Origin of the sequence: Pseudomonas sp. B19125 (assembly GCF_044218855.1) — a bacterium.
In the GTDB taxonomy this organism is placed as follows: Bacteria; Pseudomonadota; Gammaproteobacteria; order Pseudomonadales; family Pseudomonadaceae; genus Aquipseudomonas; species Aquipseudomonas edaphica.
Map to the genome: position 1 here is coordinate 262,018 of NZ_CP162589.1, position 20,202 is coordinate 282,219.

The 20,202-nt window shown below is 58.0% G+C and carries 5 protein-coding genes; 3 read left to right on the forward strand and 2 right to left on the reverse strand.

The genetic code is table 11. From position 1 onward, the window contains the following. Nucleotides 1-155: 155 nt before the first annotated feature. Together AB4P96_RS01140 and AB4P96_RS01145 are read left to right on the forward strand one after the other, a co-directional pair. Nucleotides 156-15,962, forward strand: coding sequence for a LapA family giant adhesin (locus AB4P96_RS01140; RefSeq protein WP_395600437.1), 15,807 nt, complete (start codon nucleotides 156-158; stop codon nucleotides 15,960-15,962). A 152-nt stretch (nucleotides 15,963-16,114) separates the two neighbouring features. After that, nucleotides 16,115-16,453: a hypothetical protein gene (locus AB4P96_RS01145; RefSeq protein WP_017134430.1), complete on the forward strand. Its 339-nt coding sequence runs from the start codon at nucleotides 16,115-16,117 to the stop codon at nucleotides 16,451-16,453. Between the two features lie 81 nt (nucleotides 16,454-16,534). Here AB4P96_RS01145 and lapD read toward each other — a convergent pair whose 3' ends face one another. After that, on the reverse strand, nucleotides 16,535-18,481 hold the full coding sequence (gene lapD / locus AB4P96_RS01150) for a cyclic di-GMP receptor LapD (RefSeq protein ID WP_395600438.1): 1,947 nt from the start codon (nucleotides 18,479-18,481) through the stop codon (nucleotides 16,535-16,537). 14 nt (nucleotides 18,482-18,495) lie between these two features. Further along, nucleotides 18,496-19,119, reverse strand: a complete 624-nt coding sequence (gene lapG, locus AB4P96_RS01155) for a cysteine protease LapG (RefSeq protein ID WP_370589355.1) — start codon at nucleotides 19,117-19,119, stop codon at nucleotides 18,496-18,498. A 318-nt stretch (nucleotides 19,120-19,437) separates the two neighbouring features. Here lapG and AB4P96_RS01160 point away from each other — a divergent pair, with 318 nt between their 5' ends. After that, on the forward strand, nucleotides 19,438-20,148 hold the full coding sequence (locus AB4P96_RS01160; protein ID WP_017134433.1) for a GntR family transcriptional regulator: 711 nt from the start codon (nucleotides 19,438-19,440) through the stop codon (nucleotides 20,146-20,148). Nucleotides 20,149-20,202 lie beyond the last annotated feature (54 nt).

The window sequence follows — 20,202 nt, forward strand, 5'->3', positions numbered from 1 at the left end:
AGGTCAATACTTTGGCATAAACTAGATAACGAATAAATCTAGCCAATTATTTGACGCCAGTAACTACTTATACTACACCCCTCCTGTTTGGCCCTCCCCCCCCCGCGAGCGGCCACATGGAATTCATCAGTAACGGATCGCCGGAGAAATCTTTAATGAGCAGTGTAGTTGCCATCGTCAAAAGCATTGTTGGTCAAGTTTTCGTTATTTCTCCGGAAGGGACGCGTCGTGTTTTAGTAGAAGGTGACCGTCTGTTCGCAGGCGACCAGATCGACACCGGCATGTCCGGCGCTGTGAGCCTTGAGTTAGCCGACGGCCGCACCCTGGACCTGGGCCGTGAAACCCAGTGGAGCGCCGACCTGCCGGACTCCAGCCTCGACCTGGCCGCTGCCGCCGAAAACGCCGCGCCGTCGGTTGCTGAACTGCAGCAAGCCATCGTTGCGGGCGCCGACCCGACCACCGACCTGGATGCTACCGCCGCCGGCGCGACGGCTGCCGGTAATGGTGCTGCGGGCGGGGGCCACAGCTTTGTTGTACTGGACGCGACGGCCGGCCGTGTCGACCCGACGATCGGGTTCCCGACCGGCCCACTGGGCCAGGGCGCCGCAACAACGACCCAACTCACGGGCGCCCAGGGCGCCGGTGGCAATGGCAACCTGGTCTTGCAGACGTCGACCCTGACGCTGAGCGCAACGCCGACCATCACTGAAGCTGGTGGTGTGCTGACCTACACCGCCACCGTCACGCAGCCGCCGATCAATGACCTGAGCATCACCCTGTCCAATGGTGCCGTGATCACCATCACCGCCGGCCAACTGACCGGCACCGTTAACGTGCCGCTGGCACCGAATGACAGCCCGTACATCGACCCAAGCCAGATCAACGTGAACGTCACCGGCACCACCGGCGGCAACAACCTGGTGCTGACGATTGACCCGAACCCGGCCGTTACGCAGATTACCGACACCATCGACACCACCACCGTCACGTTGACGGCGGGCAATACCGTGACTGAAGGCGGTCAGATTACCTATACCGCCACCCTGACCAACCCGGCGCAAACCCCGGTGACTGTCACCTTGAGCAATGGCTCGGTGATCACGATCAAGGCTGGGGAGTCGGTTGGCACTGTTGTTGTCGATACTCCGGCGAACGACGTTTACAACAATGGCTCGACTGTCAGCACTACTATTACCGGTGCGACCGGCGGCAACTTCGAAAACCTGGTACCGAGCACTACGCCTGCGGTTACTACGATCACTGATTCGATCGACACCACCACCGTCACGCTGACGGCGGGTAACACCGTGACCGAAGGCGGTCAGATCACTTACACCGCTACCCTGACCAATCCGGCGCAGACGCCGGTGACTGTCACCTTGAGCAATGGCTCGGTGATCACGATCAAGGCTGGGGAGTCGGTTGGCACCGTCGTCGTGGACACTCCGGCGAACGACGTCTACAACAATGGCTCGACTGTCAGCACCACTATTACCGGTGCGACCGGCGGCAACTTTGAAAATCTGGTGCCGAGCACTACGCCTGCGGTTACTACGATTACTGATTCGATCGATACCACCACCGTCACACTGACGGCGGGCAGTACCGTGACTGAAGGCGGCCAGATTACCTACACCGCCACCTTGACCAACCCGGCGCAGACGCCGGTGACTGTCACCTTGAGCAATGGCTCGGTGATTACCATCAAGGCTGGGGAGTCGGTTGGCACCGTCGTCGTGGATACCCCGGCGAACGACGTTTACAACAACGGTTCGACCGTCAGCACCACCATCACCGGGGCAACCGGCGGCAACTTTGAAAACCTGGTACCGAGCACTACGCCTGCGGTTACTACGATCACTGATTCGATCGACACCACCACCGTCACGCTGACGGCGGGTAACACCGTGACCGAAGGCGGTCAGATCACTTACACCGCCACCCTGACCAACCCGGCGCAAACCCCGGTAACTGTCACCTTGAGCGATGGCTCGGTGATCACTATCAAAGCTGGCGAATCTGTCGGCAGTGTGGTGGTCGACACTCCACCGAACGACGTTTACGTGAATGGCAGCACGGTGAGCACCACCATTACTGGCGCGACCGGCGGCAACTTTGAAAACCTGGTGCCGAACACTACGCCTGCGGTCACCACGATTACCGACTCGATTGACACCACGACGGTCACCTTGACGGCTCCGTCCGAGGCAAACGAAGGTGGCCAGATTACGTACACCGCTACGCTTTCCAATAAAGCGGGTACTGATGTAACGCTGAAGTTGGATAACGGTTCGACCATCACCATCAAGGCTGGCGATACCGTTGGCTCCGTGACTGTTGCGGCGCCTGGCGATGACGTGTTCATCGATAAGAGCACTCAAACCGTCAAGATCACTGACATTGCTGGCGGTAACTTCGAGAAGCTGGAAGTGGCTGGTGATGGTGCAACTACGACCATCAACGACACTATCGACAAGGTGGATGTCGTGTTGACCGCCACCACCACCGTTGGCGAAGGCGGCAACATCGTTTACACCGCGTCGCTGGTCGACAAGTCGGGTAATGCGGTGACTAACATCACCAATCCGTTGACCGTGACTCTGGACAATGGCCAGACCATTACCATCGGTGTGAACCAATCGAACGGCAGCGTGACCGTTGTAGCTCCAGATGACGTGTACAAGGGCGACCAGACCGTTACTACCGCTATCACTAACGTGACTGGCGGTGAGCACTTCGAAAACCTGGTGCCAGGTACTACGCCGGTTAGCACTACTGTCACCGACACTCCGGACACCGACAACACCACTACCGTGACGCTGACGGCGCCCTCTGCAGTGAACGAGGGTGGTCAGATCACCTATACCGCTACGCTTTCCAATAAAGCGGGTACTGATGTAACGCTGAAGTTGGATAACGGTTCGACTATCACCATCAAGGCTGGCGACACCGTTGGCTCCGTGACTGTTGCGGCGCCTGGCGATGACGTGTTCATCGATAAGAGCACCCAGACGGTCAAGATCACTGACACTGCTGGCGGCAACTTCGAGAAGCTGGAAGTGGCTGGTGATGGTGCAACTACGACCATCAACGACACTATCGATAAGGTGGATGTCGTGTTGACCGCCACCACCACCGTTGGTGAAGGCGGCAACATCGTTTACACCGCCAGCCTTGTGGATAAAAACGGCGCGGCAGTGACCAACATCACCAATCCGCTGACTGTGACTTTGGACAATGGCCAAACCATCACCATCGGTGTTAATCAGTCCAGCGGCAACGTCACAGTTGTCGCTCCAGATGACGTGTACAAGGGCGACCAAACCGTCACCACCGCTATTACTAATGTGACTGGCGGTGAGCACTTCGAGAATTTGGTTCCAGGTACAACGCCGGTGAGCACCACCGTCACGGATACTCCGGGTACCGATAACACCACCACCGTGACACTGACAGCTCCGTCTGCAGTAAACGAAGGTGGTCAGATTACGTACACCGCTACGCTTTCCAATAAAGCGGGCACTGACGTCACGCTGAAGTTGGATAACGGCTCGACCATCACCATCAAGGCTGGCGATACCGTTGGCTCCGTGACTGTTGCGGCGCCTGGCGATGACGTGTTCATCGATAAGAGCACCCAGACGGTCAAGATCACTGACACTGCTGGCGGCAACTTCGAGAAGCTGGAAGTGGCTGGTGATGGTGCAACTACGACCATCAACGACACCATCGACAAGGTCGATGTGGTTCTGACCGCCACCACCACCGTTGGTGAAGGCGGCAATATCGTTTACACCGCCAGCCTTGTGGATAAAAACGGCGCGGCAGTGACCAACATCACCAATCCGCTGACTGTGACTTTGGACAATGGCCAAACCATCACCATCGGTGTGAACCAGTCGAACGGCAGCGTGACCGTTGTAGCTCCAGATGACGTGTACAAGGGCGACCAGACCGTTACTACTGCTATCTCCAACGTGACTGGCGGCGAGCACTTCGAGAATTTGGTACCAGGTACTACGCCGGTCAGCACCACCGTCACCGATACACCGGGTACGGACAACACCACTACCGTCACGTTGACCGCGCCAAGCGCAGTCAATGAAGGCGGTCAGATTACGTACACCGCTACGCTCTCTAATAAAGCGGGCACAGACGTAACGCTGAAGTTGGATAACGGCTCGACTATCACCATCAAAGCTGGCGACACCGTCGGCACAGTGACTGTCCCTGCGCCTAGCGATGACGTGTTCATCGATAAGAGCACTCAGACCGTCAAGATCACTGACACCGCTGGCGGCAACTTCGAGAAGTTGGAAGTCGCAGGCGACGGCGCAACCACGACTATCAACGACACCATCGACAAAGTGGATGTGGTCCTGACTGCAACCACCACAGTCGGCGAAGGCGGCAACATCGTCTATACCGCCAGCCTTGTGGATAAAAACGGCGCGCCGGTGACTAACATCACCAGCCCGTTGACCGTCACTCTCGATAATGGCCAGACCATCACCATCGGTGTGAATCAGTCCAGCGGCAACGTGACCGTTGTCGCTCCAGATGACGTGTACAAGGGCGACCAGACCGTTACTACTGCTATCTCCAACGTGACTGGCGGCGAGCACTTCGAGAATTTGGTACCAGGTACTACGCCGGTCAGCACCACCGTCACCGATACACCGGGTACGGACAACACCACTACCGTCACGTTGACCGCGCCAAGCGCAGTCAATGAAGGCGGTCAGATTACGTACACCGCTACGCTCTCTAATAAAGCGGGCACAGACGTAACGCTGAAGTTGGATAACGGCTCGACTATCACCATCAAAGCTGGCGAAACCGTCGGCACAGTGACTGTCCCTGCGCCTAGCGATGACGTGTTCATCGATAAGAGCACCCAGACCGTCAAGATCACTGACACCACTGGCGGCAACTTCGAAAAACTGGAAGTTGCCGGCGACGGCGCAACCACCACGATCAACGACACCATCGACAAAGTCGATGTGGTGCTGACCGCAACAACCACCGTTGGCGAAGGCGGCAACATCGTCTACACCGCCAGCCTTGTGGATAAAAACGGCGCGCCGGTGACTAACATCACCAACCCGTTGACCGTCACTCTCGATAACGGCCAAACCATCACCATCGGTGTGAACCAGTCGAACGGCAGCGTGACCGTTGTAGCTCCAGATGACGTGTACAAGGGCGACCAGACTGTCACTACCGCCATCACCAACGTGACCGGCGGCGCGCACTTCGAGAATCTGGTGCCAGGCACCACGCCGGTTAGCACTACCGTCACCGACACTCCGGACACCGACAACACCACTACCGTGACGCTGACGGCTCCCTCTGCAGTGAACGAGGGTGGTCAGATCACCTATACCGCTACGCTTTCCAATAAAGCGGGTACTGATGTAACGCTGAAGTTGGATAACGGTTCGACTATCACCATCAAGGCTGGCGACACCGTTGGCTCCGTGACTGTTGCGGCGCCTGGCGATGACGTGTTCATCGATAAGAGCACCCAGACGGTCAAGATCACTGACACCACTGGCGGCAACTTCGAAAAACTGGAAGTCGCAGGCGACGGCGCAACCACCACCATTAACGACACCATCGACAAAGTCGATGTCGTTCTGACCGCCACCACCACCGTTGGTGAAGGCGGCAACATCGTTTACACCGCGTCGCTGGTCGACAAGTCGGGTAATGCGGTGACTAACATCACCAATCCGTTGACCGTGACTCTGGACAATGGCCAGACCATTACCATCGGTGTGAACCAATCGAACGGCAGCGTGACCGTTGTAGCTCCAGATGACGTGTACAAGGGCGACCAGACCGTTACTACCGCTATCACTAACGTGACTGGCGGTGAGCACTTCGAAAACCTGGTGCCAGGTACTACGCCGGTTAGTACTACCGTCACCGACACTCCGGACACCGACAACACCACTACCGTGACGCTGACGGCTCCCTCTGCAGTGAACGAGGGTGGTCAGATCACCTATACCGCTACGCTTTCCAATAAAGCGGGCACTGATGTAACGCTGAAGTTGGATAACGGTTCGTCTATCACCATCAAGGCTGGCGATACCGTCGGCTCCGTGACTGTTGCAGCGCCTGGCGATGACGTGTTCATCGACAAGAGCACTCAGACCGTCAAGATCACCGACACCACTGGCGGTAACTTCGAAAAACTGGAAGTGGCTGGTGATGGTGCAACTACGACCATTAACGACACTATCGACAAAGTGGATGTGGTGCTGACCGCAACGACCACAGTGGGCGAAGGCGGCAACATCGTTTACACCGCGTCGCTGGTCGACAAGTCGGGTAATGCGGTGACCAACATCACCAACCCACTGACTGTGACTTTGGATAACGGCCAAACCATTACCATCGGTGTGAACCAATCGAACGGCAGCGTGACCGTTGTAGCTCCAGATGACGTGTACAAGGGCGACCAGACCGTTACTACCGCTATCACTAACGTGACTGGCGGTGAGCACTTCGAAAACCTGGTGCCAGGTACTACGCCGGTTAGTACTACCGTCACCGACACTCCGGACACCGACAACACCACTACCGTGACGCTGACGGCTCCCTCTGCAGTGAACGAGGGTGGTCAGATCACCTATACCGCTACGCTTTCCAATAAAGCGGGCACTGATGTAACGCTGAAGTTGGATAACGGTTCGTCTATCACCATCAAGGCTGGCGATACCGTCGGCTCCGTGACTGTTGCAGCGCCTGGCGATGACGTGTTCATCGACAAGAGCACTCAGACCGTCAAGATCACCGACACCACTGGCGGTAACTTCGAAAAACTGGAAGTGGCTGGTGATGGTGCAACTACGACCATTAACGACACTATCGACAAAGTGGATGTGGTGCTGACCGCAACGACCACAGTGGGCGAAGGCGGCAACATCGTTTACACCGCGTCGCTGGTCGACAAGTCGGGTAATGCGGTGACCAACATCACCAACCCACTGACTGTGACTTTGGATAACGGCCAAACCATTACCATCGGTGTGAACCAATCGAACGGCAGCGTGACCGTTGTAGCTCCAGATGACGTGTACAAAGGCGACCAAACCGTTACCACCGCCATCACTAACGTGACCGGCGGCGCGCACTTCGAGAATCTGGTGCCAGGCACTACGCCTGTTAGCACCACCGTCACCGATACTCCGGGTACTGATAACACCACTACCGTCACGTTGACCGCGCCAAGCGCAGTCAATGAAGGTGGTCAGATTACGTACACCGCGACCTTGAGCAACAAGGCCGGTACTGACGTAACCCTGAAGTTGGATAACGGCTCGACTATCACCATCAAAGCGGGCGACACCGTTGGCTCCGTAACCGTCCCTGCGCCTAGCGATGACGTGTTCATCGACAAGAGCACCCAAACCGTCAAGATCACCGACACTGCTGGCGGTAACTTCGAGAAACTGGAAGTTGCAGGTAACGGCGCAACCACCACCATCAACGACACCATCGACAAAGTGGATGTAGTTCTGACTGCCACCACCACCGTTGGTGAAGGCGGCAACATCGTCTATACCGCCAGCCTTGTGGATAAAAACGGCGCGGCAGTGACCAACATCACCAACCCGCTGACCGTGACTTTGGACAATGGCCAGACCATCACCATCGGTGTGAACCAGTCCAGCGGCACCGTCACCACTGTTGCGCCTAACGACGTATACAAAGGCGACCAGACCGTTACCACCGCCATCACCAACGTGACCGGCGGCGCGCACTTCGAGAATCTGGTGCCAGGCACAACGCCTGTTAACACCACAGTGACTGACACACCTGGCACTGCGGACACCACAACCGTCACGCTGACCGCTCCAAGTGCCGTCAACGAAGGTGGCCAGATCACTTACACCGCCACCTTGAGCAACAAGGCCGGTACTGACGTAACCCTGAAGTTGGATAACGGCTCGACCATCACCATCAAAGCTGGTGACACCGTCGGCACCGTAACCGTCCCTGCGCCTAGCGATGACGTGTTCATCGACAAGAGCACCCAGACGGTCAAGATCACCGACACCGCTGGCGGCAACTTCGAGAAACTGGAAGTTGCAGGTAACGGCGCAACCACCACGATCAACGACACCATCGACAAAGTGGATGTAGTTCTGACTGCCACCACTACCGTTGGTGAAGGCGGCAACATCGTCTATACCGCCAGCCTTGTGGATAAAAACGGCGCGCCGGTGACTAACATCACCAACCCGTTAACCGTCACTCTCGATAATGGCCAGACCATCACCATCGGCGTTAATCAGTCGAACGGCAGCGTGACCGTTGTAGCTCCAGATGACGTGTACAAGGGCGACCAGACCGTCACTACCGCTATTAAAGGCGTCACCGGTGGCGAGCACTTCGAAAACCTGGTCCCAGGTACAACGCCGGTCAACACTACCGTCACCGACACTCCGGGTACTGATAACACCACTACCGTCACGTTGACCGCGCCAAGCGCAGTCAATGAAGGTGGTCAGATTACGTACACCGCGACCTTGAGCAACAAGGCCGGTACTGACGTAACCCTGAAGTTGGATAACGGCTCGACTATCACCATCAAAGCGGGCGACACCGTTGGCTCCGTAACCGTCCCTGCGCCTAGCGATGACGTGTTCATCGATAAGAGCACTCAAACCGTCAAGATCACTGACACTGCTGGCGGTAACTTCGAGAAGCTGGAAGTGGCGGGCGACGGCGCGACCACGACGATCAACGACACCATCGACAAAGTGGATGTGGTGCTGACCGCCACCACCACCGTTGGCGAAGGCGGCAACATCGTTTACACCGCGTCGCTGGTCGACAAGTCGGGTAATGCGGTGACCAACATCACCAACCCACTGACTGTGACTTTGGATAACGGCCAAACCATTACCATCGGTGTGAATCAATCGAACGGCAGCGTGACCGTTGTAGCTCCAGATGACGTGTACAAGGGCGACCAGACCGTCACTACCGCTATTAAAGGCGTCACCGGTGGCGAGCACTTCGAAAACCTGGTCCCAGGTACAACGCCGGTCAACACTACCGTCACCGACACTCCGGGTACTGATAACACCACTACCGTCACGTTGACCGCGCCAAGCGCAGTCAATGAAGGTGGTCAGATTACGTACACCGCGACCTTGAGCAACAAGGCCGGTACTGACGTAACCCTGAAACTGGATAACGGCTCGACCATCACCATCAAAGCTGGTGACACCGTCGGCACCGTAACCGTCCCTGCGCCTAGCGATGACGTGTTCATCGATAAGAGCACCCAGACCGTCAAGATCACTGACACTGCTGGCGGCAACTTCGAGAAGCTGGAAGTTGCAGGTAACGGCGCAACCACCACGATCAACGACACTATCGACAAAGTGGATGTAGTTCTGACTGCCACCACTACCGTTGGTGAAGGCGGCAACATCGTCTATACCGCCAGCCTTGTGGATAAAAACGGCGCGCCGGTGACCAACATCACCAACCCGTTGACCGTGACCCTGGATAATGGCCAGACCATTACCATCGGTGTGAATCAGTCGAATGGCAGCGTCACCGTTGTAGCTCCAGATGACGTGTACAAGGGCGACCAAACCGTCACCACCGCTATTAAAGGCGTCACCGGTGGCGAGCACTTCGAAAACCTGGTCCCAAGTACAACGCCGGTCAACACTACCGTCACCGACACTCCGGGTACTGATAACACCACTACCGTCACGCTGACCGCGCCAAGCGCAGTCAATGAGGGTGGCCAGATTACGTATACCGCTACGCTTTCCAATAAAGCGGGTACTGATGTAACGCTGAAGTTGGATAACGGTTCGACTATCACCATCAAGGCTGGCGACACCGTTGGCTCCGTGACTGTTGCGGCGCCTGGCGATGACGTGTTCATCGATAAGAGCACTCAGACAGTCAAGATCACTGACACCGCTGGCGGTAACTTCGAGAAACTGGAAGTTGCAGGTAACGGCGCAACCACCACCATCAACGACACCATCGACAAAGTGGATGTAGTTCTGACTGCCACCACTACCGTTGGTGAAGGCGGCAATATCGTCTACACCGCCAGCCTTGTGGATAAAAACGGCGCGGCAGTGACCAACATCACCAACCCGCTGACCGTGACTTTGGACAATGGCCAGACCATTACCATCGGTGTGAATCAGTCGAATGGCAGCGTCACCGTTGTAGCACCAAACGACGTGTACAAAGGCGACCAGACCGTTACCACCGCCATCACCAACGTGACCGGCGGCGAGCACTTCGAAAACCTGGTGCCAGGCACTACGCCTGTTAACACCACAGTGACTGACACACCTGGCACTGCGGACACCACGACCGTCACGCTGACCGCGCCAAGTGCCGTCAACGAAGGTGGCCAGATCACTTACACCGCCACCTTGAGCAACAAGGCCGGTACTGACGTAACCCTGAAACTGGATAACGGCTCGACCATCACCATCAAAGCGGGCGACACCGTCGGCACCGTGACCGTCCCTGCGCCTAGCGATGACGTGTTCATCGACAAGAGCACCCAGACGGTCAAGATCACCGACACTGCTGGCGGCAACTTCGAAAAACTGGAAGTTGCAGGTAACGGTGCGACCACCACGATCAACGACACCATCGACAAAGTCGATGTGGTCCTGACCGCCACTACCACCGTTGGTGAAGGCGGCAACATCGTTTACACCGCGTCGCTGGTCGACAAGTCGGGCAATCCGGTGACCAACATCACCAGCCCGCTGACCGTCACCCTGGACAACGGCAAAACCATCACCATCGGTGTGAACCAGTCCAGCGGCACCGTCACCACTGTTGCGCCTAACGACGTATACAAAGGCGACCAGACCGTTACCACCGCAATTAAGGGTGTAACTGGAGGCGAGCACTTCGAAAACCTGGTGCCGGGCACAACGCCGGTGAATACCACCGTCACGGACACACCTGGCACTGCAGACACCACGACCGTCACGCTGACCGCGCCAAGTGCCGTCAACGAAGGTGGCCAGATCACTTACACGGCAACCTTGAGCAACAAAGCGGGTACTGACGTCACGCTGAAGTTGGATAACGGCTCGACCATCACCATCAAAGCTGGTGACACCGTCGGCACCGTAACCGTCCCTGCGCCTAGCGATGACGTGTTCATCGACAAGAGCACCCAGACGGTGAAGATCACCGACACTGCTGGCGGCAACTTCGAAAAACTGGAAGTTGCAGGTAACGGCGCAACCACCACCATCAACGACACCATCGACAAAGTGGATGTGGTTCTGACCGCCACCACCACCGTCGGTGAAGGCGGCAACATCGTCTACACCGCCAGCCTTGTGGATAAAAACGGCGCGGCAGTGACCAACATCACCAACCCGCTGACCGTGACTTTGGACAATGGCCAGACCATTACCATCGGTGTGAATCAGTCGAATGGCAGCGTCACCGTTGTAGCACCAAACGACGTGTACAAAGGCGACCAGACCGTTACCACCGCCATCACCAACGTGACCGGCGGCGCGCACTTCGAGAATCTGGTGCCAGGCACAACGCCTGTTAACACCACAGTGACTGACACACCTGGCACTGCGGACACCACAACCGTCACGCTGACCGCTCCAAGTGCCGTCAACGAAGGTGGCCAGATCACTTACACCGCCACCTTGAGCAACAAGGCCGGCACCGACATGGTAGTCACGCTGGATAACGGTTCGAGCATCACCATCAAGCAAGGTGCGACCGTAGGCTCTGTGACCGTTGCCGCGCCTGGCGATGACGTGTTCATCGACAAGAGCACCCAAACCGTCAAGATCACCGGCACTACCGGCGGTAACTTCGAAGGCGTGACCATCACTCCGGGCGGCGCGACCACCACCATCAACGACACCATCGATGATGTGACCGTGGTACTCAAAGCCACCGGCTCGGTCGCTGAAGGCGGTCAGATTACCTACACCGCATCGCTGGTCGACAAGAACGGCGCGGCAGTGACCAACGTCGGTTCCGACTTGGTGGTAAGGCTGGATAACGGCTCGACCATTACCATCGGCAACGGCAAGTCCAGCAGCACCACCACGGCTGTTGCGCCTAACGACGCGTATGTCGGCGCCAACGATGTGAACAACAAGATTACCGGCGTAGTCAGCGGCGGCGACAAGTACGAACACCTGATCGTCGACGGCAGCACCGTCACCACCAAAGTGACGGATGTGGTCAACAACACCACCATCAGCATCACCGGCGACGCCTCGGTGACGGAAGGCGGTACTGCGCATTACACGCTGACCCTGAGCAACCCGGCGCAAACCGATGTGACCGTGACGCTCAAGTACAGCGGCACCGCCACCGACGGTTCGGACTTCAACGGCGTGTACACCGTGAAGATCCCGGCGGGTGCCAGCAGCGTGCCGTTTAACATCGCCACGATCGACGACAGGATCACCGAGCCGACCGAACAGATTGTCATCACTATCGACAAGACCACCGGCGGCAACTTCGAGAACCTGGTGGTCGGCAACGGCAGCGTCAGCACCAATATCATCGATAACGATGCGCCGCCGGTCATCGACCTGGACGCCAACAACTCCAGCGGCGCGACCGGTGCCGACTACAGAACCACGTTCACCGAAGGCACCGCCGGGCCGGGTGTGTCGATTGCCGACACCGATATCAAGATCACCGATCCGGACAGCACGATGCTGACCGGTGCGACGGTCACCCTGACCAACGCACAGGCCGGTGATGCACTGAACCTGGGCAACAGCGTCAATGGCATCATCGTCAGCACCAACAACCAGACGGGCACCATCACCCTGACGTTGTCGGGCAGCGCGACGCTGGCTGATTACATGCAGCGTATCCAGAACATCACGTTCACCAACAACAGTCACGACCCAAGCACCACGCCGCGGACCATCACCGTGACCGTGACCGATGGCGGCAACTATTCCAACGTTGCCACCACCACCGTTAACGTGGTGGCAGTCAACGATCCGCCAGTCGCCACCGGCAGCGCCGTGACCGGCACCGAAGACACGCCGCTGGCGCTGACCTGGGCCAACTTCGGCGTGACCGATGTGGATTCGCCACAAGCCAGCCTGGGCGTGAAAATCACCGACCTGCCGGTGGCCGGCAAGCTGCAATACCTGGCAGCGGATGGCACCACCTGGACCAACGTGACTGCCAACCAGACCTTCACCAAGGCCCAGATCGACGGCGGCCAGTTGCGCTTTATGCCTAACGCCAACGAGTCCGGCGCCGACGGTTATGGCGGCACCGGTGTTGGCAACAAGCAGGCTGATTATGCGCAGTTCAAGTTCCAGCCTACCGACGGCAAGGACCTGGGCAACAGCGCCACGGTGAAAGTCGATATCACACCCGTGGCCGATGCACCTACGCTGAACGTGGCCGATAACAATGTCGCCTCGACCGGTCTGATCAAACAGGGCTGGAACAGCATTGCCGGCCTCGGCACCAACGGGAACGGCGCGGCACCAGACGTACTGAAAAACGCCATCGACAACGCAGGTACGCCGAACAACACCAGTGTCGTCACCAATGTCGAGTCAGTCGACAATGTCAACGCCGGCTCTGGCTCCAAGATCTCCGGCCTGATGTACATGGAAGCTGGCAAGAGCTACACCTTCAGCGGCGTCGCCGATGACAGTGTGGTGGTCAACGTTGGCGGCAAAGACATTGCCAGCGGGCTATGGGCGACCAACAGCGGCAAATTCAGCGGCTCGTTTACGCCAACGGTCAGCGGTTACTACAGCCTCGAGATCTACCAAGCCAACCAAGCGGGGCCTGGCAGCTTTGACGTCAATCTGTCGATCAACGGCGGGGCGATTCAGAACTTGAGCACCAGCACCGTGCCGCTGTACACCGGCCTCACTGATTTGACCAACGCCGGTGTGACCGTGTCCGACCTGCATGGCAGCAACGGTGACGGTTATTACGTGGGCTACAAGCTTAACGAAGCCCAGGAAAACGGCACTGTGAAGCTGTCCAAGGTAACCACCGCGCTGACTGATACCGACGGTTCGGAAACCCTGAGCGTGAAGATCAGCGGCGTACCGGCAGGCTCGGTCCTCACCGACGCGTCCGGGCACACCTTCACTGCGACCAAAGGCGTGGGCGAAGTGAACGTCACGGGCTGGGACCTGAACACCCTGTCCATCAAGCCACCGACCTATTACAGCGGCCAGTTCAACCTGACCGTGACGTCGACCTCCACCGAAAGCCTCGGCGGTTCGGCGTCTACCACGGCGCAATTGCCAGTCACCGTGTACCCGGCAACCTACAACTCGGTGACGGGTACTTCGGGCAGCGACAACATTGTCGGCACTGACGGCAATGACATCGTCGTGGCCGATATCGGCGGCCTGAACGTGGTGCAAGGCAAGAACTACAACATCGCGTTCATGGTCGACAGTTCCGGCAGTATGAGCGTCGACTCGATCAACGCGGCGAAGGCTTCGCTGACCTCAGTGTTCAAGTCGCTCAAAGACAGCCTGGGCGCCAACACCTCCGGCACCGTGAACATCTTTGTGGCGGACTTCGATACCCAGGTGAACAAGTCGGTTGCGATCAACCTCAACGATCCAAACGCGCTGACCTTGCTCAGTACGGTGCTGGACTCGATGAAGTCCGGTGGCGGCACCAACTACGAAGACGTGTTCAAGACCACGGCCAACTTCTTCCAGAGCGGCCTGGCCACCAGCAACACCGGCGCCACGAACCTGACTTACTTCATCACCGACGGCCAGCCGACGTACTACCAGAGCGGCGAGCAGACCAACCCGACGCTGTACGGCACCGTCAAGTTCGACAACGTGGTCACGACTGCCAACTACACGCCTGGCACAACGTTCTCCACCTACATCGACAATACGCACTATTTGTCCATCGACAATTCGGGTGCCGCTCAGCTGCAGATCTACAATGGCTGGCGATGGGTCGTCACCGACCTGGGCACCGTACATGCCCAAGGTGACGGTACCTTTGAGTTGTCTAACCTGGACGGCACGGGCAACAGCACTAACTCGGCGACGCTGAGCAATGCCAAAAGCGCCTTTGCCCTGCTGGGTGGGTTGTCGCAAGTGGAAGCGATCGGTATCAACGGCGACGTCAGCCTCAACGACCTCAAGCCTTACGACACCGATGGCAAGCCGCAAAGCAACATCGATCCGAAGGACCTGGCCAACGCGATCCTCGGCCACACCGAAGCCACGCTGCCAGGCGCCGACACCATCAGCGGTGGCGACGGCAACGACATCCTCTTCGGCGACCTGGTGAGCTTCAGCGGGATTACCGGTGAGGGCTACAACGCACTGCAGGCCTTTGTGGCACAGAAAACCGGTGTGGCCGTCTCCGCGGTAACCACCTCGAACGTGCACCAGTACGTCACCGAGCACTACGCGGACTTCGACGTCTCCGGCGCCAAGGACGGCAACGACACGCTGTTGGGCGGCGCAGGTGATGACATCCTGTTCGGCCAGGGCGGCAACGACCTGCTGGACGGCGGCAAAGGCAATGACATCCTGTTGGGTGGCACCGGTAACGACACCCTGATCGGTGGGCCGGGCAACGACATCCTGATCGGCGGCTCGGGTGCCGACACCTTCGTCTGGAAGGCGGGCGACTTCGGCAACGACGTGATCAAGGACTTCAAGGCCTCGGAAGGTGACCGGATCGATCTCAAGGATCTGTTGAAAGGTGAGACGGACAGCACCATCGACAACTACCTCAAGATCACCACGGTAGAAGGTGTGTCGACCCTGCAAATCAGCAGTGAAGGCAAGCTCAACGCCGCCGGCGGCCTGGCCAATGCCGATGTGACCATCAAGCTGGAAGGCAACGATTGGTCGCACACCAGCATCAACTCGCTGATCACAGGCGCCGACCCGACCATCAAGATCGACCACACCTCCTAAGCTGTGATTTATCGGCCGCCCGCAAGGGCGGTCGATTTGCTTGGGCGATACGTCGCTGGCCCTGGCGGCCGGTTGCATCGCATACTCGCGACCATAAACACAGCATTGACCTATGCTGGTGAACGCGTGTGGCTCATTTTCGAGGGATTCTTATGTTTTACGTGCAACGTGATGCACAGGGAGTGCTGAGTCGCGTGGAGGCCGCCGCCTTTGCCGATTCGACCGAAACCCTGCCGGCCGATCACCATGAGATCCAGGCCTGGTACGCCAACGAAGTGGTGGAAACCAGCCTGGCCCAGCTCAAACAAAGTGACATGGAGATGATCCGGGTACTGGACGACTTGATTCAGGTACTGACCCGCAAGGGCGTGATCAGCGTCACCGACCTGCCCCCGGCGGCCCAGGCCAAGCTGATGGACCGTAACCATGCACGGGAAGCGCTGGGTGGGTTGAGCCATCTGATCAATGATGAAGAGACTGGGTTGATCTGATTTCTTAAAGTCGAACCGGATCGAAATGTGGGAGCTGGCTTGCCTGCTCCCACACAAGCCCGCACACACATTGGATTTGCATCACTTCCAGGGAGCAGGCTCACCAATCAACTGCCCCTGCACACCGAAAATCCCCATCTCGCGAATCACCTTCAATTCACCTTCGGTCTCCACGCGCTCGGCAATCAACGGCAAGTCGATGCTGTGGGCCGCGCGCTGGATCGCTTCGATAAACAGGCGTTTGTCGCTTTCCTGGTCGATGGCGCGGATGTAGCTGCCGTCGATCTTCAGGTACGCCAGGCCCAGGCGTGCCAGGTTGCCGATCATGCTGAAGCGCCCACCAAAACGCTGCAGACTGAGGGAGAAGCCCAACTCGCGCAGGCGCTGGGTCAACTGCTCCAGCAGAGCCTGCTCGGGTAATTGTTCTTCGCCGATCTCCAGGGTCAAGCGCGGGCCGAGGTTGCTGTGCTGGCGCAGCAACTCGACAATCCGGTTCAACGCCTGGGCGTCCTGCAAGGTGGCCGCCGAGAGGTTCAGCGCCAGGCTGTGCGTATGGCTGGACATCTGCTTGAGCACGTGTTCGAGCATCAGTCGGTCCAGGCGTGCAGTCCAGCCGAAACGCTCAAGCCACGGCAGGAAACGCCCGGCCGGGATGGTGTGGCCGTCGTCATCCTGCAAACGCGACAGCACTTTGTAGTGCAGCACCAATTGCGGGTCCTGGCTGGCGACAACCGGCTGGAAGTACAGCTCAAAACGCTGGTGGGTAAGGGCCTGGTCCAACAGCGTGTGCCAGGCATGGTGATCGTCACCGACACTGGCGGCGGCGCTGTGGTCCAGGCACACCCAACTGCTGTCGCCCTGCCCTTCGGCCTGGGCCAAAGCCTGGTCAGCCAGGGTCAGCAATGCCTGGGGCGAATCACCGTGGTTGAATGGCGCAAGGCCAATGTAGGCCACCGGCGTGACGTCACTGGCACTGGTGGCCTGCAGGCTGAGCAGGGTGCTTTCAAGGTTTTGTGCCAATTGCAGCGCTTCTTCACGCACCAGCCCGGGCGCCAGCACCGCGAACTCACCACCACGAATACGGGTGACGAGATTGTGGGTTTCCGGGTAAGGCTCACACTGGCGCAACAATTGTTCGCCAACCGCTTGCAGCAACTGGTCGGTGCGCTGGCCACCCAGGCGTTGGTTAAGGCCGGCCAGGTCCTTGACTCGTAGCAGCAGCAAGTAACCGGAATTGGTGTCTTCCGGGTTACTGACGCGGGCGTTGAGCTGCATCTCGAAATAACGCCGGTTGGCGAGGCCGGTCAGGTTGTCTTGATAGGATTCAATGCGCAATTTTTCACTGCGCTCGGCCTGCTCCTGGAACAGCGCCTTGAGTTTCTCGACCATCTGGTTCATGGCCTGCACTACGCGCCGCAGTTCCGGCGTGCGGGGCAGATCCGGCAGGCTGAGAAACTCACGGCGGGCGATGGCGTGGGACTGTTTGACCATGTAGTCCAGCGGCTTCAACTGCCGACGAAGCAGCAATGCACCGAGCACCGCACTCACCGCGCCGCACAGCAGCAACCAGCCCAGGCTGCCCAGGGCGCTTTGCCAGAGCTTGGCCAGGGCGAACATCGGGTGGCTGACCACCTCCACGCGCGCCGCCTGCTCCCAGCCGCGGTTGACCAGTGCATCGCCGCCGGCCGGTTCAAGGCCGATCAGCTTGACGAACCAGTTGGGCACGCCGTTGTTGTCCGGGATGCCGCTGCGTTCGACGATGGTTTTGTCGGTGGCTAAATCCACCACGCGGATGCTGGCGTAATAGCCACTGTCGAAAATCGAGCTGACCAGCAACTCCACCATCGCCGGGTCGTCGATATTGGGCGTCAGCGACAATGCCAGCGCAGTAGCCGCGTCCTGTGCATGGGAGCGCAATTGGTTGACGTATTGGGTGCGCGAGCTTTCCAGGCTGACCATGAAGCTGCCGCTGAAGGCGACCACCAGGAACAGACAGATTGCGATCAATAGTTGTTTGAACAGTGACATCCGATCAGTTACTCCTAGTTGGCAGGCTCGGCCGGGAAGCCTTCCGCACGCATTTTTTTCAACACATCCTGCCAACGCGACAAGCGTTTGGTATCACCGACTTTCTTGTTGCCCTTGGCGCCGGGCAGGTACAAGCCCTCGGCGTTGAATGAGTACACCGGCACCAGGTCGGTACGGCGGGTGGCCGGCAGGATCTCATCCATCAGGCTGTCGAGCACCAGCGGGATGGCATCGGGCGTCGGGTAATACGTCAGCACCATGTGCGCGCGATTCTGACGCAAAGCCTTAACGTAAGTAATGCGCAATTTGTCGCTGGAGACGCCCAGGTGGCGCAGGCTGAAATACTTGGCGATTGCGTAGTCCTCGCAATCTCCTGCACCCTTCCACAGCGCTTCGATGGGGGTTTCCCAATAGTCGACCACGTGCCAGAGGTCGATGTCTTCTACGTAGCTCATTTGCTTGTTGAAGAACAGGTTGACGACCTTGAGCTGCTCCTGTTCATCGACCTTCTTTTCAGTCGCCAACAGGCGCTGCCAGGCGTCGATGCGCTGTTGGCCCTCGCCGAGCGGCCCGTACAGAGCCGTGGCTTTGCGGCTGATCTGCGAGAAATCCCAATCGGCATGCAGCCCGCCGGGCATCAGGCCAGCGAGCAAAGTCGCTGAAAGTAGCCAGCCGACTATTCGAGAGGGAATAAAACTTACCGCCAAGGCGTTCAGTCCGTGAAGGGAGACGGAATTTCAGGGATGGTGAAGCTTCGATCAACAAAAAACAATGGCACAGTGCAATCATTCATGAGGGGTTCGAGTTTATAAACACCGTTTGTGGGACTCACAAAGTTCCGCCTGTAAGCCCTTACAAACTGAAACTTTGGCTGTTTGACAAGCGCGCGACCCATCTCTAGTGTGCTTTGGATCCAATTAGACACACTCCATTCAAGAAGGGAGGATAGCGTAACCGTGACGCAGAAGCCGAACCCATTAAGCAGCATCAAAATCAGCGGGCCTATTCCCGCCCATCTTGCACGCGCCGTTATTGAAGAAACGTTGCGCAATGCCATTCTCGACGGCAGGTTGCCCTGTGGTACCGCGATGCGCCAGCAAGAATTGGCCAGCCTGTTCGGCGTCAGCCGCATGCCCGTGCGCGAAGCCTTGCGCCAGCTGGAAGCCCAGTCCTTGCTCCATGTGGTAACCCACAAAGGTGCTGTGGTTGCGCCGTTGATCCAAGACAATTCGGCCGAGACCTATGCCCTGCGCATGTTGCTGGAATCCGAAGCGCTGCGCCTGTCAATTCCGTTGCTCACCGACGCAGACATTGCCGAGGCTGAAGCCTGCATCAATGCGTTGGAACAAGAGCGTGACTATGCCGAGATTGGCCGGCTCAATCGTCTGTTCCACATGGCGTTGTATGGCAAGGCGCCCAACCAGCGGTTGCTCAATCTGGTTGCGCACGGCTTGAATGAGGAGGAACGCTTTCTGCGCTTCAACCTCGAAGCGATGGGCCTGGGCGAGACATCCCAGGAAGATCACCGTGAATTGCTGAACCTGGTGGTGCACAAGAAAGTCGACGAAAGCATCCTGACGCTACGCAATCACCTGATGCGCGGCATGGAAGTGATCAATACCTACCTCGATAGCCTTGAGGGCACCGCAAAAAAAACTTCACAGTAAGGGTCTACACCGCCCTTTCTTGCCACGTTAACGCTATGGGGTATCTATCCTCTC